Genomic DNA, 25,271 nt, shown 5'->3' on the forward strand with positions numbered 1-25,271 from the left:
GGAGCGAAGCGCCCCGCTGGTTCACACCAGATGGATCACACCGCGCGGGATCGGCCCCTATCCCGCCATCTCCTCGATCCAGGCGAGGTAGCCGGGGTCCGCCGCGCTGATCGGTTGCGCCACGATCTCGGGCAGTTGGTAGCTGTGGAGCGCGCGGATGCACGCCGCCACCGCGTCGAAGCGCCGCGCCAGTGTCTTGGCGACCAGCAGCACCTCGTCGTCGCGCCGGGTCTCTCCTTCCCAGCGGTACAGGCTCTCGATCGCGCCGAGCTGGACGCAGGCGGCGAGGCGGCGGTCGACCAAGGCGGTGGCGATGATCCGCGCCTCCTCGCGTCCCGCGCACGCGCAGCTGATCGTGATCGCGTCGGTCATCGCGCGAACCGCCCCGGCGCGTAGCGCGCCGGATCGAGGTCCGACGGCGCGGCGTCGCCGAGCAGCAGCGCGGCGCCGATCGCGGCGGCGGCGGGGGCGGTCTGGATGCCGAACCCGCCCTGGCCCGCGAACCAGAAGAAGCCGGGCTCGGCGAAGCCATAGACCGGCAGGCGATCGGGCGCGAACGAGCGCAGCCCCGCCCAGCGCCGCTCGACCCGGCGGACGCGCCAGTCGACCGCGGCCTCGAACCGGTCGATCGCGATCGCGACGTCGATCTCCTCCGCGGCGACGTCATGGGCAGGGACGGGGTGCTCGTCATGCGGGCTCAGCCACAGCCGCCCGCCCGCCTCCGGCTTGAAATAGAAGCCGCCGCCCGCGTGGATCACGAAGGGCATCGCCGCGGGCGCGGGCGGATCGGTGGCGAGTTGCGCGACGGTGCGGCGATAGGGGCGGATGCCGAGCGGGCGCACCTCCGCCAGCGTCGCCACCGCATCGGCCCAGGCGCCCGCGGCGTCGACCAGGATCGCGGCATCGACGCGGCGCCCGTCGGCGAGCGTCAGCCGCCAGCCGCCGCCGACCCGCGCCACCGCGACGAGCCGCGCGGCGGTGAGCAAGGTCGCTCCCGCCCGACTCGCCGCGGCGAGGTAATCGGCGTGGAGCCGCGCCACGTCGATGTACGAACAGCTCGGCTCGCGCACGCCGAGCGACCAGTCGTCGCGCAGTCCGGGCACCAGCGGGCGCGGGTCGACCGCGCTCAGCGCGACGTCGCTGCCGGCGAATGCGGCGAGCAGCGCCTCGATCGCGGCGGCATCCTCGGCGCGGCCGACATGCACCGCGCCGAGCGGGTCGAGATAGCCGCCCGCGCGCAGCGGCAGCTCCGACGCGGAGGTGAGCGGCTGGATCGCAGGCCCGCCATAGGTCTCGGACCAGAAGGCGGCGGAGCGGCCGGTGGCGTGATAGCCAGGCTGGTCCTCGCCCTCGATCAGCAGCACGCGCGCACGGTCACCGATCGCGGCGGCGAGGCTCGCCCCCGCGATCCCCGCGCCGACGATCGCGATGTCGGCGACCCGGTCGGGCGCGCTCATGCGGCCTGCTCGGCGAGGAACGAGTCGATCGCGGCGAGCGCGCGGTCGCGCACCGCGTCGCGCTCGCGCAGCAACTCGTGCGCCGCCTCCTCGCCGAAGCGCACCAGTGTGGCGCGCGGCAGCCGCGCCGCGACGCGGTGCGCCGCGCGCGCGTCGACCAGCCGGTCGTGATCGGCGACCAGCAGCAGCACCGGCACGTCGAGCCGCGTCAGCGCGGGGTCGGCGCGCAGCCGCGCGGTGGCGGCAAAGGCTTCGTCGAGCCACGCCCAGCTCGGCGGGCCGAGCCGCAGCGTCGGCTCGGCCTCATACCACCAGCCCTCGTCGGCGTAGCGGTCGGCGTCGCCGGTGAGCAGGCGCCGGCGATCGGGCAGGCCGGGGCGCTCGCCGCGCCATGCCGCGCGCGCGGGGTCACCCAGCCGCCGCATCAGCCGCGCCGCGCGCCCGCCGAGCCACGCGCCCACCGGCGAGGCCAGCCCGAGCATCGGTGCCACCAGCACCGCCGCGCGCGGCTGCACCGCGCCGTCGAGCAGCGCGCGCAGCGCCAGATAGCCGCCCATCGAATGGCCGACGATCACGTGCGGCGCGGGCAGGGGGGTGATCCAGTCGCGCCATTGCGCGGCGAGATCGGCGAGCCACGGCGCGAAATCGCCGCAATGGCCGATCGCGGGATCGGCGCACAGCCGCCCCGACCCGCCCTGGCCGCGCCAGTCGAACGCCGCCACGGTCCAACCGGCGGCCTGCCAGTAGGCGAACGTCTCCAGATACTTCTCGAACATGTCGCCGCGCCCGGCCTGGAACAGGATCGTGCCGCGCGTGCCCCCCGGCCAGAGGAAGCGGCGCAACGGCCAGCCGTCCGCCGCGGCGGCGATGTCGACGCGTGCGGCGGTGGGGATGAGACGGCGGACGGCGGGGTCGATCATCATTCCCATCATGGTTACGGTTTCTCAAACCCTGTCGTCTAGCACCGCCGATATGGGTCATTCTCTTCTCGCCTGGCTTCTGCCCGTGCTGCTCGGCGCGCTGTTGCTCTCGGCCGGGATCGAGGACGCGCGCACGCGCGAGATCGCCAACCGCAAGAACGCCGCGATCGCGCTGCTCGCTCCCTTGTGGTGGGTCGCGGTGGGGCTGTCGCCCTGGCCGGGCATGGCGCTCCAGCTCGGCGTCGCGCTCGGCGTCACCGCGCTGTTCGTCGGCGCCTTCGCGCTCGGCCAGATGGGGGGAGGCGACGTCAAGCTCATCGGCGCGCTGTCGCTGTGGCTCACCCCGCTGCGGCTGCTCGACACCCTGCTGGTGATGTCGGTGATCGGCGGGGCGCTGACCCTGTTGTTCGTGATCGAGCGGCGCTGGCGCGCCGGCGCGGGCGCGATCGAGGTGCCCTATGGCGTCGCCATCGCGGCGGCCGGGCTCATCACGTTAGCCGAACCGCTTGTTAACCAATTCAGCGCATAACTTTCCGCAGATTAGGCGCCGCCGCGCGCGCTCAGAGGACCTTCTCGCCAATGGATAGTCGCAAGCTCATCATGCTGGTCGGGGCGTTGGTGGTGGCGGTGGTCACCGCGGTCGCCGCGCGCTCGCTGGTCGCCGGTGCCGCGGCACCCGAGGCGGTGGCGATGGCCGCGCCGTCCGCGCCCGTCGTCGACGGCCCCGAGGTGCTGGTGGCGACGCGCGCGCTGCCGGTCGGCACCATCCTCGACGCCACCGCGCTGAAGTTCCAGCCCTGGCCCAAGGAGCTGGTCGAGAACGCCTATTTTCAGAAGTCGCAGACCGATCTGGCCAAGCTGATCGGCACGGTGGTGCGGCTGCCGGTGACCGCGGGCCAGCCCGTCACCCAGGGCCAGCTGGTCAAGCCGGGCGATCGCGGCTTCCTCGCCGCGGCGCTGGGCGCGGGAATGCGCGCGGTGACGGTGCCGGTGTCGGCGCAGACCTCGGTCGCGGGCTTCGTCTTCCCGGGCGACCATATCGACCTGATCCTGACCCAGTCGGTCGAGGGCGGCGGCGACGGTCCCCCGCTCAAGGCGAGCGAGACGGTGATCCGCAACCTGCGCGTGCTCGCCACCGACCAGCGCACCAGCGACCAGAAGGACGAGAACGGCAACACGATCGTCCAGACCTTCTCGAACGTCACGGTCGAGGCGACTCCCAAGATCGCCGAGCAGATCGCGGTGGCGCAGACGATCGGCACGCTGTCGCTGTCGCTGCGCTCGATCGCGGACACCGCCTCCGAGCTCGACCAGGCGATCGCCTCGGGCGCGGTGAGCGTCGGCGACGCCAAGGATGCCAAGGCCGAGCAGGCGATGCTCGACCGCGTCGCCAACACGCCCCAGTCGGGCGAGACCACTTATGCGGTCGGCGCCGACGTGTCGCGCTTCCAGCGCCGCAGCGTGCCCGCCAAGGTTTCCAGCACCCCGGTCACCGCGCCGGTCCCCGGTGCCGCGATCGATCCCGGCGCCGCGCCGCGCCCGGCGATGCCGATGGTGCGGATCGCGCGCGGCAACAACGTCACCGAAGTCTCCGTCGCAGGGAAGAACTGAGATGCGCCTCCACCATGTCCTCGCGCGCGGCGTCGCGCTGGCCGCACTGGCCGGGGTCGCGCTGCCGCCCGTGACGGCGGCCCCCGCCGCGCGGCGCGCCACCACCGCCGCCGCCACGGTCCGCACCGGGCTGCCGCCCGCCGGCGTCACCAAGCCGAGCGTCGAGAAGTGGCTCTCGATCGGCGAGGGCGAGCTGATCACCTTGCCCTCGACCGTGAGCGAGGTGTGGACGTCCAGCCCCGACACCGCCGACGTCTATGTCGCCAACCCGCGGCAGATCCATCTGTTCGGCAAGGCCTTCGGCGACTCGACCGTGTTCGCCACCGATCGCAGCGGCGCGGTGATCTACTCGGCCAGCGTCCATGTCGCGCAGAATTCGACCTCGATCGACCGCATGCTGAAGGCGGCGATGCCGGGGGCGGACATCCGCGTCACCCAGGTCGGCCAGATCGCGGTGATCAACGGCACGGTCGACTCGCCCGCCGATTCGGACCAGGCGCAGCGTCTCGTCACCAGCCTGCTCAACCCCGGCGTCGCGGTCGGGGCGGAGGGCGCGGTGCTCAAGATCGGCGTGGTCAACCGGCTGCGCACCGCCACCCCGCTCCAGGTCAACCTGCAGGTCAAGTTCGCCGAGGTCAGCCGCTCGTTCCTGAAGAACATCGGCAACAGCTTCGTCACGCGCGACCGGACCGGGGGCTTCACCTTCGTCGGCAACTCGGGCCGCAGCCCGGGGACGATCTCGGATCTCGACACCTCGGCGCTGCCCAAGCTCGACGCCTCGGCGCTCTACGGGTTGCCCGCGGGGTCGATCTCGCTGCCGTTCGATCCGGCCAAGGGCCGGTTCGTCGTCGGCGGGACGCAATATACCGCCACCAAGGACAGCAGCGGCACGCGCACCTCGCTCGGGCTGGCGGGCAAGCTGCTCGGCATGGACGTGCTGTCCGCGATCGACCTGGGCGAGACGATGGGGCAGGTGACCACGCTCGCCAATCCCAATCTCACCGCGCTGTCGGGCGAGACCGGCACCTTCCTGGCGGGCGGCGAGATCCCGATCCCGGTCAGCCAGGCGCTCGGCACCACCACGATCGAGTACAAGCAGTTCGGCGTCAGCCTGGCCTATTCGCCGACCGTGCTGAGCGACGGGCGCATCTCGCTGCGCGTCCGCCCCGAGGTGTCGCAGCTCGATTATTCCAACGCGGTGACGGTGGGCAGCGGGCGCGTCCCCGCGCTGACGACGCGCCGCGCCGAGACCACGGTGGAGCTCGGCTCGGGCCAGAGCTTCATGATCGCCGGGCTGATGCAGAACACGCACAACAACAATTACGACAAGACCCCGGGCGTCGCCGACCTGCCGGTGATCGGCGCGCTGTTCAAGTCGAACGGCTTCCAGCGCAACGAGACCGAGCTGGTGATCGTCATCACCCCGTATCTGGTGCGCCCGGTCAACGGCAACGACATCAAGCTGCCGACCGACGGCTACAAGGCGCCGGGCGATTTCGAGCGCGTGTTCGTCGGCTCGCTGGAGAGCGGCAATCGCGCCGCCGACCGGCCCAAGCCCTCTACCCAGGCCGCCGCTCCCGCCGCGCCCGCGGTCGGCGCGGTGGCGCCGCTGCCCGCGATCCCCGCGCCGGTCGCGCCCGCCCCGGCGGAGCGCGCCCCCGCCGACGCCAAGGCGGTGAAGCCGGGCGACCGCAAGTCCCCGGCGCCCGCGCCCGGCTTCTCGATCAACTGAGGTCAACGATGCTCAACCGTCCGCTCCTCCTGACCTCGCTCGCGCTGACGCTCGCCGGCTGCGCCGGCAGCTATCGCGGGGTCGAGTCCGCGCATCAGCCGGTGGTGACGCGCAGCGACTATGCGCTCGACCTCCAGGCCGCGCCCGACGGCCTCGCCAGCGGCGAGGCACAGCGGCTGCGCGGCTGGCTCGACGCGCTGCGGCTCGCTTATGGCGACTCGATCGCGCTCGACGATCCGCGCGGCGACGCAGACGGCGCGCGCGCCGACGTGGCGGCGATCGCGGGCAGCTATGGCCTGACGCTGGCGCCCGCCGCGCCGCTCACCGGTGGCGCGGTCGCGCCGGGCGCGGTGCGCGTCACCGTCACGCGCACCGCCGCCGCGGTGCCGAGCTGCTCGCCCCAGTCCAACCGCGGGCTGTTCAACTTCGACGCGCGCACCAGCGGCGATTACGGCTGCTCGATCAACGGCAATCTCGCCGCGATGGTGGCCGACCCCAACGACCTGGTCCACGGCAAGTCCGATACCGGCGGCTATGACCCGCTGACCGGCAACAAGGCGATCGGCGCGCTGCGCCGCGCGCAGCCGAGCGGCGCGGGGGGCACCGCGGTGCGCAGCGAGAGCACGGGAGGCAAGTGAGATGAACGCACCCTGGAAGCCGGGCACCGCGGGCAGCCGCGCGCCCTTCCTCGCCTTCGCGTGCGACGACAGTTCGGTCGAGGCGCTGCGCCCGATCGCGGCCGAGCTCGGCTGGCCGACCGAGAACGTCTACAAGGGCGGGCTGCGCAACGCGGTGCAGACGCTGTCGGTGACGTCGAGCCCGCACGTGCTGTTCGTCGATCTGGCGGAGTCGAGCGACCCGCTCGGCGACATCAACGGCCTCGCCGAGGTCTGCGAACCCGGGACGATCGTGATCGCCGCGGGTCAGATCAACGACGTGCGGCTGTATCGCGACCTGCTCGCCAGCGGATTGCAGGATTATCTGCTCAAGCCGTTGCAGCCCGACGCGGTGCGCGACGCGCTCGGCCAGGCGCAGGCGATGCTCAACGCGCCCAAGCCGATGGAGGCGTCGCTCGACCGTCCGCATTGCGCGGTCGCGGTGATCGGCAGCCGCGGCGGCGCCGGCGCGTCCACCGTCGCCACCTCGCTGGCGTGGCTGATGAGCGAGCGCGGCAAGCGCTCCACCGCCCTGCTCGACCTCGACGTGCATTTCGGCACGGGCGCGCTGGCGCTCGACCTCGAGCCGGGGCGCGGGCTGACCGACGCGATCGAGAATCCCAGCCGCATCGACGGGCTGTTCATCGAGCGCGCGATGGTGCGCGCGTCGGAGAAACTGTCGGTGCTGTCGGCCGAGGCGCCGATCAGCGCGCCGATCATCACCGACGGCGCGGCCTTCTATCAGTTGCAGGAGGAGATGCGCGCCGCGTTCGAGGCGAGCGTGATTGACCTGCCGCGCCCGATGCTGGTGCAGCATCCGCATCTGCTCGCCGACATCAACGCCGCGGTGCTGGTGACCGAGCTGACGCTCGCGGCAGCGCGCGATTCGATCCGCCTGCTCTCCTATCTGCGCAGCAACGCGCCGCAGATCCAGGTGACGGTGCTGGCGAACCGCGTCCATCCCGGCGCGCAGCCCGAGATCACGCGCAAGGACTTCGAGGGATCGATCGAGCGCAAGGTCGACGTGGTGGTGCCGTTCGACCAGAAGCTGGCGGCGCAGGCGGCCAAGCTGGGCAAACCCTTCGCCGAGGTGGGCAAGGCGAGCAAGACCGTCACGCCGCTGAGCGACTTCGCCGACCAGCTGCTGCGCAGCAGCGACGACGGCGAGCCGCTGAACGGCGCCGGCGCGGCGCGCGGCGGCTCGCTGCTCTCCAAGTTCGCCGACCTCAAGGGCCTGATGCCCAAGAAGCCGGCGCACGCGAAGTGAACCTGCGCGCCCGCGCCGAGGAGGGGCCATGCCGATCCTGCCGCTGATCCTGCTGTTCACCGGCGCCGCGCTGACGCTCGGGCTGGTGGCGCTCGCCTTCGCGGGGCCGTCCGCCGGCAAGGCGACGACGCGCCGGCTCGCTGCGCTGCGCGAGCGGCATACCGCCTCGCCCGGCACCGCGATCGAGGCGCAGATGCGCCGCATCACCGGACGCAGCGCGACGCGGGCCGATCTCGCCGCGATGCGGCTGCTGCCCAACCCGGCGCAGTTGCAGAAGCGGCTGGCGATGACGGGCAAGAGCTGGACCGTGGGTCAGTACGGCGGCGCCACGGTCGGCATCGCGGGCGTGGTGGCGCTGTTGCTGCTGCTCCGCGGCATGCCGTTCCTGCTGGCGCTGTTCCTCGGCCTGACGCTGGGCGGCGCGCTACCGCACCTCGCGGTGGGGACGCTCATCAAGCGCCGCGTCAACGCCTTCACCGTCAAATTCCCCGACGCGATCGAGCTGCTGGTGCGCGGGTTGCGCTCGGGCCTACCGATCTCGGAGACGATGCAGGTGGTCGGCGCCGAGGTGCCCGGCCCGGTCGGCGAGGAATTCCGCGCGGTGGCGGACAAGATGAAGATCGGCCGCACGATGGACGTGGCGTTGCAGGAGACCGCCGACCGGCTGGGCACGCCAGAATTCCAGTTCTTCGTCATCACCATCGCGATCCAGCGCGAGACCGGCGGCAATCTCGCCGAGACGTTGCAGAATCTCGCCACCGTGCTGCGCCAGCGCGCGCAGATGAAGCTGAAGATCCGCGCGATGTCGTCCGAATCCAAGGCGTCGGCCTATATCGTCGGGTCGTTGCCGTTCATCGTCTTCTCGCTGATCTACATGATCAACGCGCCGTACATGCTCAATTTCTTCGCCGATCCGCGGCTGATGCTCGCGGGCGGCGGCGGGCTGGTCTGGATGGGGATCGGCGCCTTCATCATGGCCAAGATGGTGAGCTTCGAGATCTGACATGCAACCAGCCTCCGCTTCCTTCTTCGGCATCGACGTCGCCTGGGCGGCGACGTTGCTCTCCGGCATCGCCGCGGCCGCGGTGTTCGTCGCGATCTACGCCGCGGTCAGCGTGCGCGACCCGATGACGCGGCGCGTGCGCGCGCTCAACGACCGGCGCGAGCAGCTCAAGGCCGGGATCACCGCCTCCACCGCCAAGCGCCGCGCCAAGCTGGTCCAGAAGAACGAGACCGCCGACCGGCTGCGCGCCTTCCTGTCGTCGCTGCGCGTGCTGCAGGACGAGCAGCTCAAGGTGGCGCAGCACAAGCTGCTCCAGGCGGGCATCCGCAAGAAGGAATGGGCGGTCGCGGTGATCTTCGGCCGGCTGGTGCTGCCGATCATCTTCGGCGGGTTGATCGTGATCTACGTCTATCTGCTCGACGCTTTCCCCGACTGGAGCCCGCTCAAGCGCTACGGGCTGGTCGCGGGCACCTTCATCCTCGCCTACAAGGCGCCGGACATCTTCCTGAAGAACAAGATCGGCAAGCGCAGCGACGCGATCCGCAAGGGGTTGCCCGACGCGCTCGACCTGCTGGTGATCTGCGCCGAGGCGGGCCTGACCGTCGACGCCGCCTTCCACCGCGTGTCGCGCGAGCTGGGCAAGGCCTATCCCGAACTGGGCGAGGAATTCGCGCTCACCGCGATCGAGCTGGGCTTCCTGACCGACCGGCGCCAGGCGTTCGAGAATCTCGCCACGCGGGTCGATCTCGACGCCGTGCGCGGCGTGGTGACGACGATGATCCAGACCGAGAAATACGGCACCCCGCTGGCGAGCGCGCTGCGCGTGCTGTCGGGCGAGTTCCGCAACGAGCGGATGATGCGCGCCGAGGAGAAAGCCGCACGCCTGCCCGCGATCATGACCGTGCCGCTGATCCTGTTCATCCTTCCGGTGCTGTTCATCGTCATCCTCGGCCCGGCGGCCTGTTCGATCAACGACTCCTTCCTCCACTCCGGCCCGCAATAGCCGGACCCGGCGCGGGCGCGGAACACCGCGTCCGCACCGGTCGTTTCCCGGTCGTAATGGGCCCTGGCAGGCCCGGCGGCAGGAGGAAGCCATGCTGTTCACGACATCGACGCAATATATCGCCCTCGCGATCGCGCTGATCGCCGGCTGGTTGTTCGGGCTGGCGAGCCATCCGGGCGGGCGCAAGTGGAAGGCGCGCTACATCGCCGAGCGCGACGCCCATGCCACGACCGGCCGGCGCGTCGCCGAGCTGGAGCGCGACCATGGCCGGCTCGCCGATCTGGAGCGCGACAATGCGCGGATCGCCGATTTGGAGCGCGACAACGCGCGGATCGCCGAGCTGGAGCGCGAGAATGCGCGGCTCGCGGCGGCGCAGCCGGTGGTGACCGAGCGGGTCGTGCGCGACGAGCGGCCGATCGTCGGCGACCGCTACGACGACCGTCCCCTGCGCGACGAGGGCGTGACCCCGCGTTCGGCCGCGGCGCCCGCGCACCCGACCGACCGCCGCATCATCTGAGCACGCGCGGGCGGGGGGGGGGGTCGCGGTAACAAACGATTCGCCGCTCCGTCCTGGGGAGGGACGGAGCGGCGTTCGTCTGATGCTACAGGCTCGGAGGCCAGGGGTGCGACCGCGGGCCGGTCATCGTGCGGGGGGGGGCGCGCGGTCGTCGCTGCGGACGACCGCGTCGGTCGCTCAGGCGGGGCTGTTCTCGGCGGTGGTCGCCACCTTGGCGTGGCTGCCTTCCTCGCCGGCCTTGATCGTGCCGCCGAACAGCATCTTCACGCGGCCCGACAGCGAGACGTCGCTCTCCCACAGCTCGGCGGTGGCGATGTCGACGCGCAGGAGCGCGAGATTGGGGTCCTCACGACCGCCCGGAAACCAGGCCTCGGCCTGCTTGTTCCACAATTTGTCGATCTGCGCGGGATCGTTGTCGATGCGCGCCTCGCCGTCCATGCAGGCGAAGAAATCGTGCGCCTTGGACACATATTGCGCCATCACGCGCCCGCCGCCGGCGAGGCGATTGTCCTTGCCGACGAAGAAGAACAACGTGTCGACCTGATCCTTGTCGAGCTGCGCGGTGAGCGGCTCGCTGTGCGCCGAGCCGTTCGCCGGGCCGACCATCACGAAGGGGCTGTCCGCCATCTTCTGCCACAGATCGTGCTTGAGCTTGGTCGGGTCGGTGTTGGCGTCCGCCATCTTGGGTCTCCTCTCGGTGTGGACGGAGAACGAGAGCGCGTCGGGTTGGTTGCGGGGCGGGGCGAGCGGGACGGAGCGCGCCACCGCGCGCGGCGCGCCCGCATCCCCACCCGCGCGCCGCCTCACAGCACCTCGAACAGCCCCGCCGCGCCCATGCCACCGCCGACGCACATCGTCACCACGACGTACTTGGCGCCGCGGCGCTTGCCCTCGATCAGCGCGTGGCCGGTCATGCGCGCGCCCGACATGCCATAGGGATGGCCGATCGAGATCGCGCCGCCGTTGACGTTGAGCAGCTCGTCGGGGATGCCCAGTTTGTCGCGGCAGTAGAGCACCTGCACCGCGAACGCCTCGTTGAGTTCCCACAGGCCGATGTCGTCCATCGTCAGCCCGTTCTTCTCGAGCAGCTTGGGGATGGCATAGACCGGGCCGATGCCCATCTCGTCCGGCTTGGTCCCCGCCACCGCCATGCCGACGTAGCGGCCGAGCGGGGTGAGCCCGCGCCGCTCGGCGAGCCGCTCCTCCATCAGCACGCTGGCCGAGGCGCCGTCGGACAGCTGCGAGGCATTGCCGGCGGTGACGTGGCGGTCCGGCCCGACCACCGGCTTGAGCGCGCGCAGCCCCTCGATATTGGTGTCGGCGCGGTTGCCCTCGTCGCGCGCCAGCGTCACCTCCTCGTGGCTGACTTCCTTCGTCTCCTTGTTCACATTGGCCTTGATGGCGGTGACCGCGACGATCTCGTCGTCGAACCGGCCCGCCGCCTGCGCCGCCGCGGTGCGCTGCTGCGACTGGAGCCCGTATTGGTCCTGCGCCTCGCGATCGATGCCGTAGCGGTCGGCGACGATCTCGGCGGTCTGCAGCATCGGCATGTAGATGTCATTGTGCATCGCCAGCAGTTCCTTGTCGGGCGCGACGCGCATCTCGGGAGTCTGGACGAGGCTGATGCTCTCGACCCCGCCGCCGATCGTCACGTCCATCCCGTCGACGACGATCTGCTTGGCCGCGATCGCGATCGCCATCAGCCCGCTGGCGCATTGGCGGTCGACCGACATGCCCGGCACGCTGGTCGGCAGCCCGGCGCGCAGCAGGCTGGTGCGCGCGATGTTGCTCGCCTGATGCCCCTGCTGGAGCGCGGCGCCGAGGATCACGTCCTCGATCTCGGCGCGGTCGACCCCGGCGCGCTCGACCGCGGCGGCGATGGCGTGATGCGCGAGGGTCGGCGAGGGCGTGTTGTTGAACGCGCCGCGATAGGCACGGCCGATCGGGGTGCGGGCGGTGGAGACGATGACGGCGGAGCGCATGGGGAGGGTCCTTCGGTGAGGGTCAGGGGGTGATGAGGTTCGAGGCAGCCTTCGCACTCACTTCCGTCATCCCGGACCTGGTCCGGGATCCACCCGTCGGCGCACCAACCGGCGGGTGAGGGCGCGGCACGGTGGATCCCGGAACAAGTCCGGGATGACGGAAAGGGGGAGGGGCGCGAAGCCCCCCTCACACGAACACCTGCGTGATCCACTCCGCCACCATCGCGGGCTTGTCCTGCCCCTCGATCTCGACCGTGGTGGCGGTGGTATACTGATACACCCCGGGCCGCTTCTCGGCGAAGTCGGCCAGCACCGAGCGCGCGCGCACCCGCGACCCCGACGGCACCGGCGCGAGGAAGCGCACCTTGTTGCCCCCGTAATTCACCCCCATCGTCACCCCGTCTAGCCGCGGCGCGTTGGGCGTGCGCGCCGCCAGCAGCGGCAGCAGCGACAGCGTCAGGAAACCATGCGCGATCGTCGTGCCGAACGGCGTCGCGGCGGCGCGCTCGGAATCGACGTGGATGAACTGATGGTCGCCGGTCGCCTCGGCGAAAAGATCGATCATCGCCTGCGTGACCTCGACCCAGTCGGAGACGCTCTCGCGCCCGACCGCCTGGCTCATCTCCTCGGCCGTCACCGCGATTCCCCTCCGCCATGCGACGCGCTACAGCGCGCGCATCTGTCTAGGCGCGGCGCTGCCGTGCCCGCAAGACACAACGAACCGAAAGCACGAAGATGGCCGCTGCCGTACCGTCATCCACTCTCGCCCAGCTCCGCGCACTCCACCGCGCCAGCGAACCCGATGTTCTAAAGCCGCTGCTGGAGCGCGCCGCCGCGGGCGCCGATTCGCGCGCGCGCATCGTCGACACCGCCTCGGGGCTGCTCGCCGACCTGCGCGCGGCGCAGGCGCGCGGCTGGGTCAACCAGTTCCTCCAGGAATATCGCCTCAACTCGTCCGAGGGCGTCGCGCTGCTCAGCCTCGCCGAGGCGTTCCTGCGCGTGCCCGACCCCGAGACGGCGGACCTGCTGATCGCGGACAAGCTCGGCGACGCCGACTGGCGCGCGCACGCCGGCCAGTCCAACTCGCGCCTCGTCAACACCGCCACCTGGGGGCTGGTGGTCGGCCGCGCGCTGGTGGGCGAGGGCGAGACCGGGCCGCTCAAGCGGCTGCTGAGTCGTGCCGGCGAGCCGTTCGTGCGCCAGGCGGTGGGCGCGGCGATGCGGATGATGGGCGAGATCTTCGTGATGGGCCGCACCATCGACGAGGCGATGAAGCGGATGCGCCGGCCCGAGCACCGCGGCTTCACCGCCAGCTTCGACATGCTCGGCGAGGCGGCGCGCACCAGCGCCGACGCCGAACGCTATTTCCAGGCCTATGTCGACGCGATCGACGCGGTCGGCAGCGACCCGAAGGCGGGCCACTCGGTCTCGGTCAAGCTCTCCGCGCTCCACCCGCGCTACGAGGTGGCGCGCTGGGACGAATGCGTGCCCGCGCTGACCGAGATGCTCGAGGCGCTCGCGCTCCAGGCGGCGGCGCGCGGCATCGCGCTCACCGTCGACGCCGAGGAGAGCGAGCGGCTCGAGATGAGCCTCGACATCATCGGCGCGGTCGCCGCTCTGCCGCGCTTACGTGACTGGGACGGGTTCGGCATGGCGGTGCAGGCCTATGGCAAGCGCGCGCGCCCGGTGGTGGCCTGGGCCGACTCGCTCGGCCGGCTGATGAACGTGCGGCTCGTGAAGGGCGCCTATTGGGACAGCGAGATCAAGCGCACCCAGGTCGAGGGGCTCGACGACTATCCCTTGTTCACGCGCAAGGCCGCGACCGACGTGAGCTACCTCGCGGTGGCGCGCGACATGCTCGACGCGCGCTACATCCGCCCCGCCTTCGCCAGCCACAACGCGCTGACCGTCGCGACGATCGTGGAGTGGGCGGGCAACGGCCGCGACTTCGAGTTCCAGCGGCTCCACGGCATGGGCGACGGCCTGTACGAGCGGCTGGTGCGCGACCAGGGCTATCACTGCCGCATCTACGCGCCGGTGGGCGGGCACCGCGACCTGCTCGCCTATCTCGTCCGCCGGCTGCTCGAGAACGGCGCCAACTCCAGCTTCGTCCACCAGCTCGCCGACGCGCGGCTGAGCGAGGCCGACATCCTGGCCGATCCGGTCGCCAAGATCGCGTCGGTCGGCGGCACGCGCCACCCGAGCATCCCGCTGCCGGCCGAGCTGTTCGGTGCCGAGCGGCGCAACTCGCGCGGGCTCGACCTCGGCGACCGCGTCGTGCTGGAGGACACGCGCGCCGCGGTGAACCGGCCGATGACGGAGCCGGCGCCTGCGCCCGCCGCCGACGTCGCCGCCGCGGTGGCGCGCGCGCGCGCGGCCTTCCCGGCGTGGCAGACCACCCCGGTCGCGGCGCGCGCCGCCTGTCTCGACCGGCTCGCCGATTTGCTCGAGCGCGACCGCGACCGGCTGATGGCGATCTGCGTGCAGGAGGCGTCTAAGACCATCCCCGACGCGATCGGCGAGGTGCGCGAGGCCGCCGACTTCTGCCGCTACTACGCCGCCCGCGCGCGCGCCACGCTCGGCTCGGTCGAGCTGCCCGGGCCGACCGGCGAGCGCAACACGCTCCATCTGGAAGGGCGCGGCGTGTGGGCGACGATCGCGCCGTGGAACTTCCCGCTGGCGATCTTCCTCGGCCAGACCGTCGCCGCTTTGGTGACGGGCAATACCGTGGTCGCCAAGCCTGCGCCGCAGACGCCGCGCATCGCCGCCGCGGCGGTGGCGCTGGCGCATGAGGCGGGGGTGCCGCGCGACGCGCTCGTGCTGGTGCCGGGCGGGCCCGAGGTGGGCGCGGCGCTGGTCGGCGACGCGCGTGTGCAGGGTGTCGCCTTCACCGGCTCGACCGCGACCGCGCGCTCGATCGCGCGCGCGCTGCTGGCGGACGACGACCGCCCGATCGTGCCGCTGATCGCCGAGACCGGCGGGATCAACGCGATGATCGTCGACTCGACCGCGCTGCCCGAGCAGGTGGTGGCGGACGTCGTCACCAGCGCGTTCCGCTCGGCCGGGCAGCGCTGCTCGGCGCTGCGGCTGCTGCTGGTGCAGGAGGATATCGCCGAGGGGCTGATCGAGATGCTCGCCGGCGCGATGGACCTGCTGACGCTCGGCGAGGCGGGCGACCCGCGCACCGACGTCGGCCCGGTGATCGACCGCGCCGCCTATGACCGGCTGATGGCCTATCGCGAGCAGGCGCGCGCGCGCTGGGTGAAGACGGTGGCGGCGCCGGCGGAGGGGCTGTTCGTGCCGCCGACGCTGATCCGGCTCGACTCGGTCGAGGCGCTTGACCGCGAGTGGTTCGGGCCGCTGCTCCACGTCGCGACGTGGAAGGCGGGCGCGCTGGAGGAGACGATCGCGCGGGTCAACGCCAAGGGCTATGGCCTGACGATGGGGCTGCACAGCCGCATCGCGCGCGCGGCCGAGGTGACCGAGGCGGCGGCGGCGGTGGGCAACCTCTACATCAACCGCTCGATGATCGGCGCGGTGGTGGGGTCGCAGCCGTTCGGCGGCGAGGGCCTGTCAGGCACCGGGCCGAAGGCGGGCGGGCCGCTGTACCTCTACCGCTTCTGCGCCGAGCGCGCGGTGTCGGTCGACACCACCAGCGCGGGCGGCAACGCGACGCTGCTGAGCCTGGAGGAAGGCGGGATCTGAGGACGCGCGATCCTTAGGGCAGGGACCCGGGTCGCCGGCGTCGAACGATCGATCGCCGGCGCTTCCTGTCGGTGAGGTGACGCGATCACCTCACCGTCGCATCTCGGGACCAACGGCCCGGGGGCGCGCCCCGATCGCCCGCAGCCTCGGCGAGGTTCAGGCCTCCTCTTCCTCCTCCTCGTCGGCGCCGAGCTCCTCGGTCAGCGCGGCGAGGATCGCCTTGTTGAAGGCGGGGATGTCGTCGGGCTTGCGGCTGGTGATGAGATTGTCGTCGACCACGACCTCCTCGTCGACCACCTCGCCGCCGGCATTCTCCAGGTCGGTGCGGATCGACTCGAAGCCGGTCAGCCGGCGCCCGTCGATCACGTCGGCCTCGGCGAGCAGCCAGGGCGCGTGGCAGATCGCCGCGACGATCTTGTCCTCGTCCATGAAGTCTTGGACGATCTGCACCGCCTTGGCCGCGACGCGCAGCTTGTCCGGGTTGGCGACCCCGCCCGGCAGCACCAGCGCGTCGTAGTCATCGACCTCGACCTCGTCGAGCGTGAGGTCGGGCGTGGCGGTCTCGGCCTGGTTGATGTCCTGCTTCATGCCCTGGATCGGGTCGCGCTTGATCGAGGCGAGCGAGACGGTGACGCCCGCGGCTTCCAGCGCCTGGCGCGGTTCGAACAGCTCCACCGTCTCGAAGCCGTCGGCGGCGAGCATCAGCACGCGGGCTTGCGACAGGTCGGCCATGGGAAATCTCCTGATACGTGTCGGTTCGACGCGGTCCCAACCCCGCCGCCGGGCACCCGTTCCGGAACGATGCGGCAGCCCGCGCATTTCCCGCGACATGAGTGCACCGGCCGAGCGAACCACCGTCAGCGGCTGCCACATCGTGTATTTCGATGACGGCGAGCCCGGCATCACGCGCCGGAAGACGCGTCACGGCGCCTGGGCCTATCACGACGCCGACGGCAAGCGGATCACCGACCGCGATGAGATCGACCGGCTCAACGCGATCGGCCTGCCCCCGGCCTATACCGACGCCTGGTTCTGCCCCGACCCGAGCGGCCACATCCAGGCGGTCGGCTGGGACGAGAAGGGCCGCAAGCAATATCGCTATCACGTCGACTATCGCGCGCAGCAGGAGGCGGCCAAATACGACCTCTGCGCCCCGTTCGGCCGCGCGCTGACCAAGCTGCGCGCGCGCGTCGAGGCCGATCTGGAGAAGCGCACCCACAGCAAGGAACGCACCGTCGCCGCGATCGTCAAGCTGCTCGACATGGCGGCGCTGCGCATCGGCAACGAGACCTATGCCAAGACCAACAAGAGCTACGGCCTGACCACGCTGCGCGACCGCCACGCGCAGATCAAGGGCAGCACGCTGTCGCTCCAGTACAAGGCCAAGTCGGGCAAGACGCGCAAGCTGCGCATCACCGACGGCAGCCTCGCGCGCTTCGTCAAGAAATGCCAGGACCTGCCGGGGCAGAAGCTGTTCCAATATGTCGGCGACGACGGCGCGCCGCACGCGGTGACCTCGTCCGACGTCAACGCCTATCTGCGCGAGGCGATGGGCGACGGCTTCACCGCCAAGCATTTCCGCACCTGGGGCGCGAGCGTCGTCGCGTTCGAGGCGCTGGTCGAGGCGCCCGCGCCGATCGGGCTCAAGACGATGCTGGAACCGGTCGTGGAGCGGCTCGGCAACACGCCGGCGATCGCGCGCAAATCCTATGTCCATCCCGCGCTGATCGAGCTGGGCAAGGACAAGGCGGCGCAGGCGGCGTTCCGCCAGGGGCTGCGGCTGCCGCGCGCCAGCCAGTATCTCAGCCGCACCGAGCGCGGGCTGATCGCCTTCCTCGAGCAGAGCGGCGCGTGCGAGTTGAAGGCGGCCTGAGATGAGTGACAGCAAGGCGGCGGCGGCCAAGCAGGCCGTGTCGATCGACGCCGACCGCGTCGGCGATCAGGCGCAGGCACTGCTCGGGGCCAGCCTGACCTGGCTGCAGCAGCACTGGCTGCAAATCCTGATCGCGCTCGGCATCGGCGTGGCGATCGCGCTGCTGCTGTTCTGGCTACGCGCCTTCGGCCCGCGGCTGGCGCGGCGCAGCGCCTCGGGCAAGGGCTGGTCGGCGGTGCTGGGGCGCGCGGTGGAGCGCACCAACGCCTTCTTCATCATCATGCTCTCGGCGCGGCTGGTGAGTGGCTATGCCGCCACCCCGCCGGAGCTCGACGCGACGATCGCCTTCCTGTTCAAGGTGGCGGTCACCTTCCAGGGCGCGATCTGGGCACGCGAGCTGATCCTCGGCGCGATCGAGCACCGCACCCGCGGCGAACATTACACCGGCGAGGCGCTGATGAGCGCGATGGGGCTGATCCGCCTCCTCGTCAGCGTCGCGGTGTTCGCGATCGCCTTGGTGGTGGTGCTCGACAATCTCGGGGTCAACGTCACCGGGCTGGTCGCGGGGCTCGGCGTCGGCGGCATCGCCATCGGCCTCGCCGCGCAGGGCATCTTCGCCGACCTGTTCGCCGCGTTGGCGATCATCTTCGACCGCCCGTTCCGCCGCGGCGACAAGGTCAGCTACGGCACCACCAGCGGCGTGATCGAGTCGATCGGGCTGAAGTCGACGCGGATCCGCGCCTTCACCGGCGAGCTGCGCATCATCTCGAACCGCAACCTGCTCGACAAGGAGATCCAGAATACCTCGCTGCGCGATCACATCCGCGTGTCCTACACGATCGGCGTCACCTATGAGACGCCGCCCGACACGCTGGCGCGCGTGCCCGCGATCCTGACCGAGCTGGTCGAGGCGGAGGGCGCCAAGGTGGCGCGCTGCGGCTTCGAGACGTTCGGCGCGTCGAGCCTCGACTATGCGCTCCAGGTCGACACGCCAGGCGACGACTGGGCCACCGCGCACGCCACGCGCGACCGGCTGATGGTGGCGATCATGCGCCGCTTCGCCGACGAGAAGATCGGCATCGCCTATCCGACGCAGACCACCTACACCGCCGCGCCGGACGGGACGCTGGTGATGCCCTATGCGGAGGCGGCGAAGGAATAAGCCCCCCACCTACCGCATGGACGCGGGCGGGCCGCACCGACGCCCACCTGCGTCGCCACCGTGCAGCAGGCGGACGACGATAGCCGCGCTCGCGCGTCTGCAACGGAAAGTTGCTGGCGAAGCGCGGCCGCCGATCGCACCTCTCCTCTCATGAAGACTCCTTCCTTCACCGTGCAGGTGTTCGCCGGCATGGCGATCGGCGTCGCGCTCGGCTTCGCGGCGCGCGAGCTGCCGGCGCTGGCCGAGGCGCTGCGGCTCACCGGCGACAGCTTCGTCCAGTTGCTCAAGGCGCTGGTGGTGCCGCTGGTGTTCACCGCGATCGTCGCCTCGATCGCGGCGCTGCGCGACCTCGGCAATGCCGCGCGGCTGGTCGGGCAGACGTTGCTGTGGTTCGCGGTCACCGCGCTGATCGCGGTGACGATCGGGCTCACGCTCGGCACGTTGCTCGAGCCCGGGGTGCGCAGCGGGGTCGATCCGTCCGCCGCCGCGCTGCCCGCCACCACCGGCTCGTGGCTCGATTTCCTGCGCGGGCTGATCCCGGGCAACTTCCTCGGCATCGAGGCGAGCACCAGGCTTGCCGACGGCGGCGCCGCGACCAAGCTGTCGTTCAACGTGCTGCAGCTGATCGTCGTCGCGGTCGCGGTCGGCGCGGCGGCGGTCAGCGTCGGCGAGGCGGGGGGCGCCTTCCTCGCCACCAACGCCTCGCTGCTCGCGATCTTCCGCCGGCTGCTGCGCTGGGTGGTGAAGCTGACCCCGATCGGCACCGCCGGGCTGATCGGCACCGCGATCGTGCGCTACGGCTGGTCCTCGCTCGCCGCGCTCGGCAGCTTCGCGGGCACGGTGTATCTCGGGCTCGCGCTGGTGCTGTTCGTCGTCTATCCCGCGCTGCTCGCGCTCAACCGGCTGTCGGTGACGCGCTTCTTCGCCACCGCCTGGCCCGCGATCCAGCTCGGCTTTGTGTCGCGCTCGTCGATCGCGACGCTGCCCGTCACCGAGGACGCCGCCGAGCGTGCCGGCGTGCCGCGCGACTATGCCGCTTTCGCGGTGCCCTTCGCCGCGACCACCAAGATGGACGGTTGCGCCGCGGTCTACCCGGCGGTGGCGGCGCTGTTCGTCGCGCAATATTACGGCATCGCGCTGCATGCCTCGGACTATGTGCTGGTCGCGCTGGTCTCGGTGATCGGGTCGGCGGCGACCGCGGGGCTGACCGGCGCATTGGTGATGCTGACGCTGACGCTCACCACGCTCGGCCTGCCACTAGAGGGCGCGGGGCTGCTGCTGGCGGTGGACCCGATCATCGACATGGGGCGCACCGCGGTGAACGTCGCCGGGCAGGTGCTGGTGCCGCTGATCGTCGCCAGGCGCGAGGACATGCTGTCGGCCGAGGGCACGATGGCGCCGCTGCCCCGCCACGACACGGTGCCGGCCTGATCGCGACCTGATCGAAGTGAACTCCTGCGCCACTGCGACGTTCGTCGCCAGCAGAAGGAGATGCACGTCATGAAGAAGGCCCTGCTCGCCGCGGTCGCGCTCGCCACCGCCACCACCCCGATGATCGCGCCGGCCGCCGACGCGCAGCGCCGCGATCGCGATTATCGCTGGCACGGCGACGACGAGAATTGGGATCCGTCGCGCGACTATCGCCGCGGCAGCAGCCGGCGCGAGCGCGCGCTCGGCCGTGACGACCAGATCTACCGCGGCCGCGACGGTCGCGCTTATTGCAAGCGCAACGACGGCACCACCGGGCTGGTGATCGGCGGCGTCGGCGGCGGCGTGCTGGGCAATCTGGTCGGTGGTGGCACGCTGGGCACGCTGCTCGGGGCGGGCGGCGGCGCGCTGCTGGGGCGCTCGATCGATCGCGGCAAGGTCAAGTGCCGCTGATCGACCGGCGAGTGACGCGGCGGATATAACTACCGCCGCGTTTACCATCGGCTTACTTCTGCGGGGTTAGAGGCGGCGCATGGTTGCTGCCGCTCTCCCCCGCCCGTTACCGCTCGCGCGCGCTGGCGCGACCGGCCTGTCGCTCTCGCATGTCGCCGACCTGTGGGAACGTGTCCAGCGCCGCCGCGACAGCGTGGCCGTTGCCCCTTCGCCCGCGCCGCGCGTCGCGCCGACCGAGCGGCCGTTGCCGCGTGATCTCGACCTGCCGCTCCGGCTGTTCGATCCCGCGGCGATGGCGCGGGGGACGGGCGACTCTGCGCCGCGCCCGCGCCCCGTGCCGTTCGAGCCGCTGCTGCTGGACGAGACGCTCCAGCGGCTCCGCGTGCTCGTCGCCGCCTGATCGCGGACCCGGCTCAGCCCGTCACCACCGTATATCCCGTCAGTTCGGCGCGGGTGTGACCCGCCGCGGACGAGCGCGCCACCACGCGCAGTTCCGCGATGACGTGACCCGGCACCCTCAGTGCGACGGGGTCGAGCCGGTCGAGCCACGCGTCCAGCGCGGGGCTCGCCCCGGTCACGACCAGTTCGTGGCGGTCGCCGGCGAAGGTGGCGCTGTGCCACGCGCGCGCGCGATGCCGCTCGATCGTCAGCGCCGCACCCGCCGCGGTGGCCGAGCGCGCCAGCGCCCGCTGCAAACGCCCCGCGCTCACCGCGGCACCGCGCGAATGACCGCCTCGACCCGGCGGCGGATCTTCGACCCCACCACCCGGCCGCGGCGAAGGTCCAGCACCAGCCGCGGGTCGTTGACCGCCCGACGTCCGAACGTGGTGGGCGCGATGCCCGTGCGGCGCAGATAGCGCTCGATCTCCATCAACAAGCTCATGTGACCCTCTCTCGACTCGGCTGTTCTTTGTCTGTTCTCCAATTTCCAACTTGTCGAGGAAAAATCCTCAGTATAGGGTCGCGCATGGTCGAGACCCCGCAAGAGGCATTGGCGCGCGCGGCGCGGGCGCGCGGCGTCGCTCTGTCCGCGCTGTCGCGGATGATCGGGCGCAACCAGGCCTATCTCAGCCAGTTCGTGCTGCGCGGCTCGCCCCGGCGCCTGCCCGAGCGCGAGCGGCGCGCGCTCGCCGACTTCCTCGCGATCGACGAGGCGCTGCTCGGCGCCGCACCGGTGGCGAGCGACACCGTGGCGGTGCCGTGGCTCGCGGTGGAGGCGGCGGCGGGGCCGGGGCGCATCGCGGCGGACCGGCTGATCCGCACCGAGCCGGTGCCGCGCGCGCTGCTGCGCGCCGCCGGGGTGGCGGCGGCGAACGCCTCGCTCATCACCGTCGCCGGGGAGTCGATGGCGCCGACGCTGTGTGACGGCGATCGGCTGCTGGTCGACACGGCGGATCGTGTCCCGCCGGACGCGGGTGCGATCTACGTGATCCGGCGCGACGAGCTGCTGGCGGTGAAGCGGCTGGTCTGGGTCGCGGCGGGGCTGGAGATCCGCAGCGACCATCCCGACTGGCCGAGCGAGGTGGTGGCGCCCGGGGCGGTGGTGGTGGTGGGCCGCGCCCGGTTGCTCACCCGCGCCCTGTGACTGGGGCGGCCGGTCCGTGGCCGCGCTCGACCTCGCCGCGACCGACCCGGGACGACGAAGTCGCGCGCCCGCGGCCGCATCCCCCTCCCGCCGCGCGCGCGGAGCTGCTAGCGCCGCGCGCATGACGCGCTATCCCGCTCTCGCCGCGCTGCTGCTCGGTGTCGTCGCCGCTTGTGGCTTCGCGCCGCTCGAACTGTGGTGGCTCGCGGTGGTCGCGATCGCGGCATGGATGGCGCTGGTCCATGCCGCGCCGACGCTGCGCCAGGCGCTGTGGCGCGGCTATGCCTTCGGCGTCGGGCATTTCACGATCAACGACAATTGGTTCCAGCACGCCTTCACCTTCCAGGACAAGATGCCGCACGCGTTGGGCTATCTCGCCCCATTCGCGCTCGCGCTGTATCTCGCGGTGTTTCCCGCGGTCGCGGCGGGGCTGGCGTGGCGGCTGCGGCGCGGCGGTGCGCCCGACGTAAGCTGGGCGCTGCTGTTCGGCGCCTGCTGGATCGTCACCGAGTGGATCCGGTCCTGGCTGTTCACCGGTTATGCCTGGGATCCGCTCGCGGTGATGTGGGTGCCGGTGCAGCCGGTGGCGTGGCTGGCGACGCTGGCGGGTACCTATGCGCTGTCGGGGCTGACCGTCGTGCTGGCGGGGCTGCTGCTGTGCGTGCCGCGCCGCGCCGTGCCGCTGGGCGGGGTCGCGCTCGGCGCCGCGGGGCTGCTCGTGGCGCAGTGGCTGAGTTATCGCACCACCCCCGCGGTGCTGCCCGACACGCCGCGCGTCGTGGTGGTGCAACCCAATGTGCCGCAGGACCAGCGCGGCGAGAGCGATCAGGCGATGATGCTGGCGCGGCTCACGCGCCTCTCGGGCCGCCCCGGCGCGACGCCGCGGCTGATCCTGTGGCCCGAGGGCGTGATCCGCGACTTCATCGAGGACGATTATCCCTATTGGGTCTACGGCGACACCAGCCCCGCGCTCACCCGCGCGCGCATGACCGCGGTGCTCGGCCCGCGCGACATGCTGATGACCGGGGGCACCGCGCTGCGCTTCGACTCGCGCGGCGACGTCACCGACGCGACCAACGCGGTGTTCGTGCTCGATCCCGCGCGGCGCATCCGCGCGCGCTACGACAAGGCGCATCTCGTGCCCTACGGCGAGTATCTGCCGATGCCGTGGCTGCTCAAGCCGCTCGGGCTGGCGCGGTTGGTGCCGGGCGACCTCGACTTCGCGCCGGGGCCGGGGCCGCGCACGCTGGCGGTGCCCGGCTTCGGCGCGATCGGGGTGCAGCTCTGCTACGAGATCATCTTCTCGGGCGAGGTGGTGGAGCGCGCGAACCGGCCGCGACTGCTGTTCAATCCGTCGAACGACGCCTGGTTCGGCGCCTGGGGGCCGCCGCAGCATCTCGCCCAGGCGCGGCTGCGCGCGATCGAGGAAGGCCTGCCCGTGGTGCGCGCGACTCCGAACGGCATCTCCGCGGTGATCGCTGCCGACGGCGCGCTGCTCGGCACGGTGGCGCATCATGTCGGCGGCGCGATCGACGTGCCGCTGCCGCCGGCGCACCGGGCTACGCTGTTCGCCATGATGGGCAATTGGGCGGCGCTGCTGGTCGGGCTCACGCTGGTGGCGGGTGCGGTTGCGTTGCGCGCGCGCCGGCGGTAAGCATATAAAGCTATCGTTATATCGTTATCTGCCGGAGCCTCCATGCGTCAGTCGTTCATCTTCACCTCGGAGTCGGTGTCGGAGGGACACCCCGACAAGGTCGCGGACCAGATCTCGGACGCGATCGTCGACCTGTTCCTCGCCAAGGATCCCGAGGCGCGCGTCGCGTGCGAGACGATGACCACCACCAACAAGGTGGTGCTCGCGGGCGAGATCCGCGGCCGCGGCATCTACGAGAATGATCAGTGGGCGCCGGGCGTGCTCGACGAGATCGAGGCGGCGGTGCGCGCCACGGTGAAGCGGATCGGCTATGAGCAGTCGGGCTTCCACTGGCAGACGTTCGACTTCTCGAACAACCTGCACGGCCAGTCGGCGCATATCGCGATGGGCGTCGACGAGAGCGGCAACAAGGACGAGGGCGCCGGCGACCAGGGCATCATGTTCGGCTACGCCACCGACGAGACCCCCGGCCTGATGCCCGCCACGCTCTATTACAGCCACAAGATCCTCGAGAAGATGGCGGCGGACCGCCACGCCGGCACCGCGCCCTTCCTCGAGCCCGACGCCAAGAGCCAGGTGACGCTGCGTTATGAGAATGGCGTGCCGGTGCGCGCCACCGCGCTGGTGGTGTCGACCCAGCATTCGGCCGAGCTGTCGAACGAGGCCGGTCAGGCCAAGCTGCGCGAGTATGTGAAGGGCGTGTTCGCCGAGGTGCTGCCCGAGGGCTGGCTGCCGGAGGAGAAGGCGATCTACGTCAACCCGACGGGCCTGTTCGAGATCGGCGGGCCGGACGGTGACGCCGGGCTGACCGGGCGCAAGATCATCGTCGACACCTATGGCGGCGCGGCGCCGCACGGCGGCGGTGCGTTCAGCGGCAAGGACCCCACCAAGGTCGACCGCTCGGCCGCCTATGTCGCGCGCTATCTCGCCAAGAACGTGGTCGCGGCGGGCCTCGCCAAGCGCTGCACCATCCAGCTCAGCTACGCGATCGGCGTGGCCGAGCCGCTCAGCGTCTATGTCGACCTGCACGGCACCGGCAATGTCGAGGAGAGCAAGCTCGAGGCGGCGCTGCCCAAGCTGGTGCGGCTGACCCCCAAGGGCATCCGCGAGCACCTCAAGCTCAACGCGCCGATCTACAGCAAGACCGCGGCCTATGGCCACTTCGGCCGCGATCCCGAGGGTGACCTGTTCACCTGGGAGAAGACCGACCTGGTCGAGCAGCTCAAGCAGGCGGTCGCCTGATCGCCGCGGGAGGGGTTCGCC

The 25,271-nt window shown here is 71.4% G+C and carries 26 protein-coding genes; 17 read left to right on the forward strand and 9 right to left on the reverse strand.

Translation table 11 applies throughout. The annotated features are described in order from the left end of the window. Window positions 1-57: 57 nt before the first annotated feature. From cutA to EV292_RS15400, 3 genes are read right to left on the reverse strand one after another with little or no spacing between them, the layout of a single operon-like run. Entirely contained in the window at window positions 58-372 is a 315-nt protein-coding gene (gene cutA / locus EV292_RS15390) for a divalent-cation tolerance protein CutA (RefSeq protein WP_132910130.1), read from the reverse strand. After that, window positions 369-1,457, reverse strand: a complete 1,089-nt coding sequence (locus tag EV292_RS15395; protein ID WP_132910131.1) for an FAD-dependent oxidoreductase — start codon at window positions 1,455-1,457, stop codon at window positions 369-371. Before EV292_RS15395 ends, cutA begins: the two co-directional genes overlap by 4 nt. Then, window positions 1,454-2,377 (reverse strand): alpha/beta hydrolase, encoded by a 924-nt coding sequence (locus tag EV292_RS15400; protein WP_132910132.1) that lies wholly within the window; start codon window positions 2,375-2,377, stop codon window positions 1,454-1,456. The genes EV292_RS15395 and EV292_RS15400 overlap by 4 nt, the downstream gene beginning before the upstream one ends. 52 nt (window positions 2,378-2,429) lie before the next feature. On the opposite strand from EV292_RS15400, the gene EV292_RS15405 reads away from it, so the two are divergent. From EV292_RS15405 to EV292_RS22920, 8 genes are all read left to right on the forward strand, one after another. After that, window positions 2,430-2,906, forward strand: a complete 477-nt coding sequence (locus EV292_RS15405) for a prepilin peptidase (RefSeq protein WP_132910133.1) — start codon at window positions 2,430-2,432, stop codon at window positions 2,904-2,906. Window positions 2,907-2,956: 50 nt separating this feature from the next. Then, a complete protein-coding gene (cpaB, locus tag EV292_RS15410) occupies window positions 2,957-3,988 on the forward strand; it encodes a Flp pilus assembly protein CpaB (protein ID WP_132910134.1) in 1,032 nt (343 codons plus the stop codon). Between the two features lies 1 nt (window position 3,989). Beyond that, window positions 3,990-5,720, forward strand: a complete 1,731-nt coding sequence (locus EV292_RS15415) for a type II and III secretion system protein family protein (RefSeq protein WP_132910135.1) — start codon at window positions 3,990-3,992, stop codon at window positions 5,718-5,720. Between the two features lie 8 nt (window positions 5,721-5,728). Beyond that, window positions 5,729-6,358 carry a CpaD family pilus assembly lipoprotein gene (locus tag EV292_RS15420; protein WP_132910136.1) on the forward strand — a complete coding sequence of 210 codons (630 nt, stop codon included), beginning with the start codon at window positions 5,729-5,731 and terminating at the stop codon, window positions 6,356-6,358. 1 nt (window position 6,359) lies between these two features. Continuing rightward, window positions 6,360-7,643, forward strand: coding sequence for a pilus assembly protein CpaE (locus EV292_RS15425; RefSeq protein ID WP_132910137.1), 1,284 nt, complete (start codon window positions 6,360-6,362; stop codon window positions 7,641-7,643). A gap of 28 nt (window positions 7,644-7,671) precedes the next feature. Next, window positions 7,672-8,646: a type II secretion system F family protein gene (locus tag EV292_RS15430; RefSeq protein WP_132910138.1), complete on the forward strand. Its 975-nt coding sequence runs from the start codon at window positions 7,672-7,674 to the stop codon at window positions 8,644-8,646. A gap of 1 nt (window position 8,647) precedes the next feature. Next, on the forward strand, window positions 8,648-9,649 hold the full coding sequence (locus EV292_RS15435; RefSeq protein ID WP_132910140.1) for a type II secretion system F family protein: 1,002 nt from the start codon (window positions 8,648-8,650) through the stop codon (window positions 9,647-9,649). Between the two features lie 91 nt (window positions 9,650-9,740). Next, window positions 9,741-10,166 (forward strand): hypothetical protein, encoded by a 426-nt coding sequence (locus tag EV292_RS22920; RefSeq protein ID WP_207913444.1) that lies wholly within the window; start codon window positions 9,741-9,743, stop codon window positions 10,164-10,166. A gap of 177 nt (window positions 10,167-10,343) precedes the next feature. On the opposite strand, the gene EV292_RS15445 is transcribed toward EV292_RS22920, so the two are convergent. From EV292_RS15445 to EV292_RS15455, 3 genes are all read right to left on the reverse strand, one after another. Beyond that, window positions 10,344-10,847: a pyridoxamine 5'-phosphate oxidase family protein gene (locus tag EV292_RS15445; protein ID WP_132910142.1), complete on the reverse strand. Its 504-nt coding sequence runs from the start codon at window positions 10,845-10,847 to the stop codon at window positions 10,344-10,346. Window positions 10,848-10,969: 122 nt separating this feature from the next. Next, window positions 10,970-12,148 (reverse strand): acetyl-CoA C-acyltransferase, encoded by a 1,179-nt coding sequence (locus EV292_RS15450; protein WP_132910143.1) that lies wholly within the window; start codon window positions 12,146-12,148, stop codon window positions 10,970-10,972. 187 nt (window positions 12,149-12,335) lie between these two features. Further along, window positions 12,336-12,770 (reverse strand): MaoC family dehydratase, encoded by a 435-nt coding sequence (locus EV292_RS15455; RefSeq protein WP_132910379.1) that lies wholly within the window; start codon window positions 12,768-12,770, stop codon window positions 12,336-12,338. Between the two features lie 113 nt (window positions 12,771-12,883). Between EV292_RS15455 and EV292_RS15460 the strand changes: the two genes are divergently transcribed. Further along, window positions 12,884-15,853 (forward strand): L-glutamate gamma-semialdehyde dehydrogenase, encoded by a 2,970-nt coding sequence (locus EV292_RS15460; RefSeq protein WP_132910144.1) that lies wholly within the window; start codon window positions 12,884-12,886, stop codon window positions 15,851-15,853. A 156-nt stretch (window positions 15,854-16,009) separates the two neighbouring features. Here the strand turns inward: EV292_RS15460 and EV292_RS15465 are convergent, their stop codons facing one another. Continuing rightward, entirely contained in the window at window positions 16,010-16,585 is a 576-nt protein-coding gene (locus EV292_RS15465; protein WP_132910146.1) for a type 1 glutamine amidotransferase domain-containing protein, read from the reverse strand. A gap of 97 nt (window positions 16,586-16,682) precedes the next feature. Between EV292_RS15465 and EV292_RS15470 the strand changes: the two genes are divergently transcribed. From EV292_RS15470 to EV292_RS15490, 5 genes are all read left to right on the forward strand, one after another. Next, window positions 16,683-17,726, forward strand: coding sequence for a DNA topoisomerase IB (locus tag EV292_RS15470; protein WP_132910147.1), 1,044 nt, complete (start codon window positions 16,683-16,685; stop codon window positions 17,724-17,726). 1 nt (window position 17,727) lies between these two features. After that, complete coding sequence (locus EV292_RS15475) at window positions 17,728-18,888, forward strand: mechanosensitive ion channel family protein (protein WP_132910148.1); 1,161 nt, start codon at window positions 17,728-17,730, stop codon at window positions 18,886-18,888. Between the two features lie 150 nt (window positions 18,889-19,038). Beyond that, a complete protein-coding gene (locus tag EV292_RS15480) occupies window positions 19,039-20,319 on the forward strand; it encodes a dicarboxylate/amino acid:cation symporter (RefSeq protein WP_132910149.1) in 1,281 nt (426 codons plus the stop codon). Between the two features lie 69 nt (window positions 20,320-20,388). After that, window positions 20,389-20,769: a glycine zipper 2TM domain-containing protein gene (locus EV292_RS15485; RefSeq protein ID WP_132910150.1), complete on the forward strand. Its 381-nt coding sequence runs from the start codon at window positions 20,389-20,391 to the stop codon at window positions 20,767-20,769. Between the two features lie 79 nt (window positions 20,770-20,848). Next, window positions 20,849-21,169 carry a hypothetical protein gene (locus EV292_RS15490; RefSeq protein WP_132910151.1) on the forward strand — a complete coding sequence of 107 codons (321 nt, stop codon included), beginning with the start codon at window positions 20,849-20,851 and terminating at the stop codon, window positions 21,167-21,169. A gap of 13 nt (window positions 21,170-21,182) precedes the next feature. On the opposite strand, the gene EV292_RS15495 is transcribed toward EV292_RS15490, so the two are convergent. Both EV292_RS15495 and EV292_RS22705 read right to left on the reverse strand, forming a co-directional pair. Beyond that, window positions 21,183-21,479 carry a hypothetical protein gene (locus tag EV292_RS15495; RefSeq protein WP_132910152.1) on the reverse strand — a complete coding sequence of 99 codons (297 nt, stop codon included), beginning with the start codon at window positions 21,477-21,479 and terminating at the stop codon, window positions 21,183-21,185. After that, window positions 21,476-21,652, reverse strand: coding sequence for a hypothetical protein (locus tag EV292_RS22705; protein WP_165927140.1), 177 nt, complete (start codon window positions 21,650-21,652; stop codon window positions 21,476-21,478). Before EV292_RS22705 ends, EV292_RS15495 begins: the two co-directional genes overlap by 4 nt. Window positions 21,653-21,736: 84 nt before the next feature. Between EV292_RS22705 and EV292_RS15500 the strand changes: the two genes are divergently transcribed. The 3 genes from EV292_RS15500 (at window position 21,737) to metK (ending at window position 25,250) form a co-directional block, all read left to right on the forward strand. After that, complete coding sequence (locus EV292_RS15500; RefSeq protein ID WP_132910153.1) at window positions 21,737-22,354, forward strand: S24 family peptidase; 618 nt, start codon at window positions 21,737-21,739, stop codon at window positions 22,352-22,354. 121 nt (window positions 22,355-22,475) lie between these two features. Continuing rightward, entirely contained in the window at window positions 22,476-24,008 is a 1,533-nt protein-coding gene (lnt, locus tag EV292_RS15505; protein ID WP_132910154.1) for an apolipoprotein N-acyltransferase, read from the forward strand. Between the two features lie 42 nt (window positions 24,009-24,050). Further along, the gene (metK, locus tag EV292_RS15510; RefSeq protein ID WP_132910155.1) at window positions 24,051-25,250 is read left to right on the forward strand and encodes a methionine adenosyltransferase; all 1,200 of its coding nucleotides are present in this window, start codon (window positions 24,051-24,053) and stop codon (window positions 25,248-25,250) included. Window positions 25,251-25,271 lie beyond the last annotated feature (21 nt).

Source organism: Sphingomonas sp. BK235 (genome assembly GCF_004345855.1).
Classification (GTDB): domain Bacteria; phylum Pseudomonadota; class Alphaproteobacteria; order Sphingomonadales; family Sphingomonadaceae; genus Sphingomonas.

Bases quoted from the DNA above. Each gene is read 5' to 3' on its own strand.
- cutA (WP_132910130.1), bottom strand. From the start codon at position 372: ATGACCGACGCGATCACGATCAGCTGCGCGTGCGCGGGACGCGAGGAG.
- EV292_RS15395 (WP_132910131.1), bottom strand. From the start codon at position 1,457: ATGAGCGCGCCCGACCGGGTCGCCGACATCGCGATCGTCGGCGCGGGG.
- EV292_RS15400 (WP_132910132.1), bottom strand. From the start codon at position 2,377: ATGATCGACCCCGCCGTCCGCCGTCTCATCCCCACCGCCGCACGCGTC.
- EV292_RS15405 (WP_132910133.1), top strand. From the start codon at position 2,430: ATGGGTCATTCTCTTCTCGCCTGGCTTCTGCCCGTGCTGCTCGGCGCG.
- cpaB (WP_132910134.1), top strand. From the start codon at position 2,957: ATGGATAGTCGCAAGCTCATCATGCTGGTCGGGGCGTTGGTGGTGGCG.
- EV292_RS15415 (WP_132910135.1), top strand. From the start codon at position 3,990: ATGCGCCTCCACCATGTCCTCGCGCGCGGCGTCGCGCTGGCCGCACTG.
- EV292_RS15420 (WP_132910136.1), top strand. From the start codon at position 5,729: ATGCTCAACCGTCCGCTCCTCCTGACCTCGCTCGCGCTGACGCTCGCC.
- EV292_RS15425 (WP_132910137.1), top strand. From the start codon at position 6,360: ATGAACGCACCCTGGAAGCCGGGCACCGCGGGCAGCCGCGCGCCCTTC.
- EV292_RS15430 (WP_132910138.1), top strand. From the start codon at position 7,672: ATGCCGATCCTGCCGCTGATCCTGCTGTTCACCGGCGCCGCGCTGACG.
- EV292_RS15435 (WP_132910140.1), top strand. From the start codon at position 8,648: ATGCAACCAGCCTCCGCTTCCTTCTTCGGCATCGACGTCGCCTGGGCG.
- EV292_RS22920 (WP_207913444.1), top strand. From the start codon at position 9,741: ATGCTGTTCACGACATCGACGCAATATATCGCCCTCGCGATCGCGCTG.
- EV292_RS15445 (WP_132910142.1), bottom strand. From the start codon at position 10,847: ATGGCGGACGCCAACACCGACCCGACCAAGCTCAAGCACGATCTGTGG.
- EV292_RS15450 (WP_132910143.1), bottom strand. From the start codon at position 12,148: ATGCGCTCCGCCGTCATCGTCTCCACCGCCCGCACCCCGATCGGCCGT.
- EV292_RS15455 (WP_132910379.1), bottom strand. From the start codon at position 12,770: ATGAGCCAGGCGGTCGGGCGCGAGAGCGTCTCCGACTGGGTCGAGGTC.
- EV292_RS15460 (WP_132910144.1), top strand. From the start codon at position 12,884: ATGGCCGCTGCCGTACCGTCATCCACTCTCGCCCAGCTCCGCGCACTC.
- EV292_RS15465 (WP_132910146.1), bottom strand. From the start codon at position 16,585: ATGGCCGACCTGTCGCAAGCCCGCGTGCTGATGCTCGCCGCCGACGGC.
- EV292_RS15470 (WP_132910147.1), top strand. From the start codon at position 16,683: ATGAGTGCACCGGCCGAGCGAACCACCGTCAGCGGCTGCCACATCGTG.
- EV292_RS15475 (WP_132910148.1), top strand. From the start codon at position 17,728: ATGAGTGACAGCAAGGCGGCGGCGGCCAAGCAGGCCGTGTCGATCGAC.
- EV292_RS15480 (WP_132910149.1), top strand. From the start codon at position 19,039: ATGAAGACTCCTTCCTTCACCGTGCAGGTGTTCGCCGGCATGGCGATC.
- EV292_RS15485 (WP_132910150.1), top strand. From the start codon at position 20,389: ATGAAGAAGGCCCTGCTCGCCGCGGTCGCGCTCGCCACCGCCACCACC.
- EV292_RS15490 (WP_132910151.1), top strand. From the start codon at position 20,849: ATGGTTGCTGCCGCTCTCCCCCGCCCGTTACCGCTCGCGCGCGCTGGC.
- EV292_RS22705 (WP_165927140.1), bottom strand. From the start codon at position 21,652: ATGAGCTTGTTGATGGAGATCGAGCGCTATCTGCGCCGCACGGGCATC.
- EV292_RS15500 (WP_132910153.1), top strand. From the start codon at position 21,737: ATGGTCGAGACCCCGCAAGAGGCATTGGCGCGCGCGGCGCGGGCGCGC.
- lnt (WP_132910154.1), top strand. From the start codon at position 22,476: ATGACGCGCTATCCCGCTCTCGCCGCGCTGCTGCTCGGTGTCGTCGCC.
- metK (WP_132910155.1), top strand. From the start codon at position 24,051: ATGCGTCAGTCGTTCATCTTCACCTCGGAGTCGGTGTCGGAGGGACAC.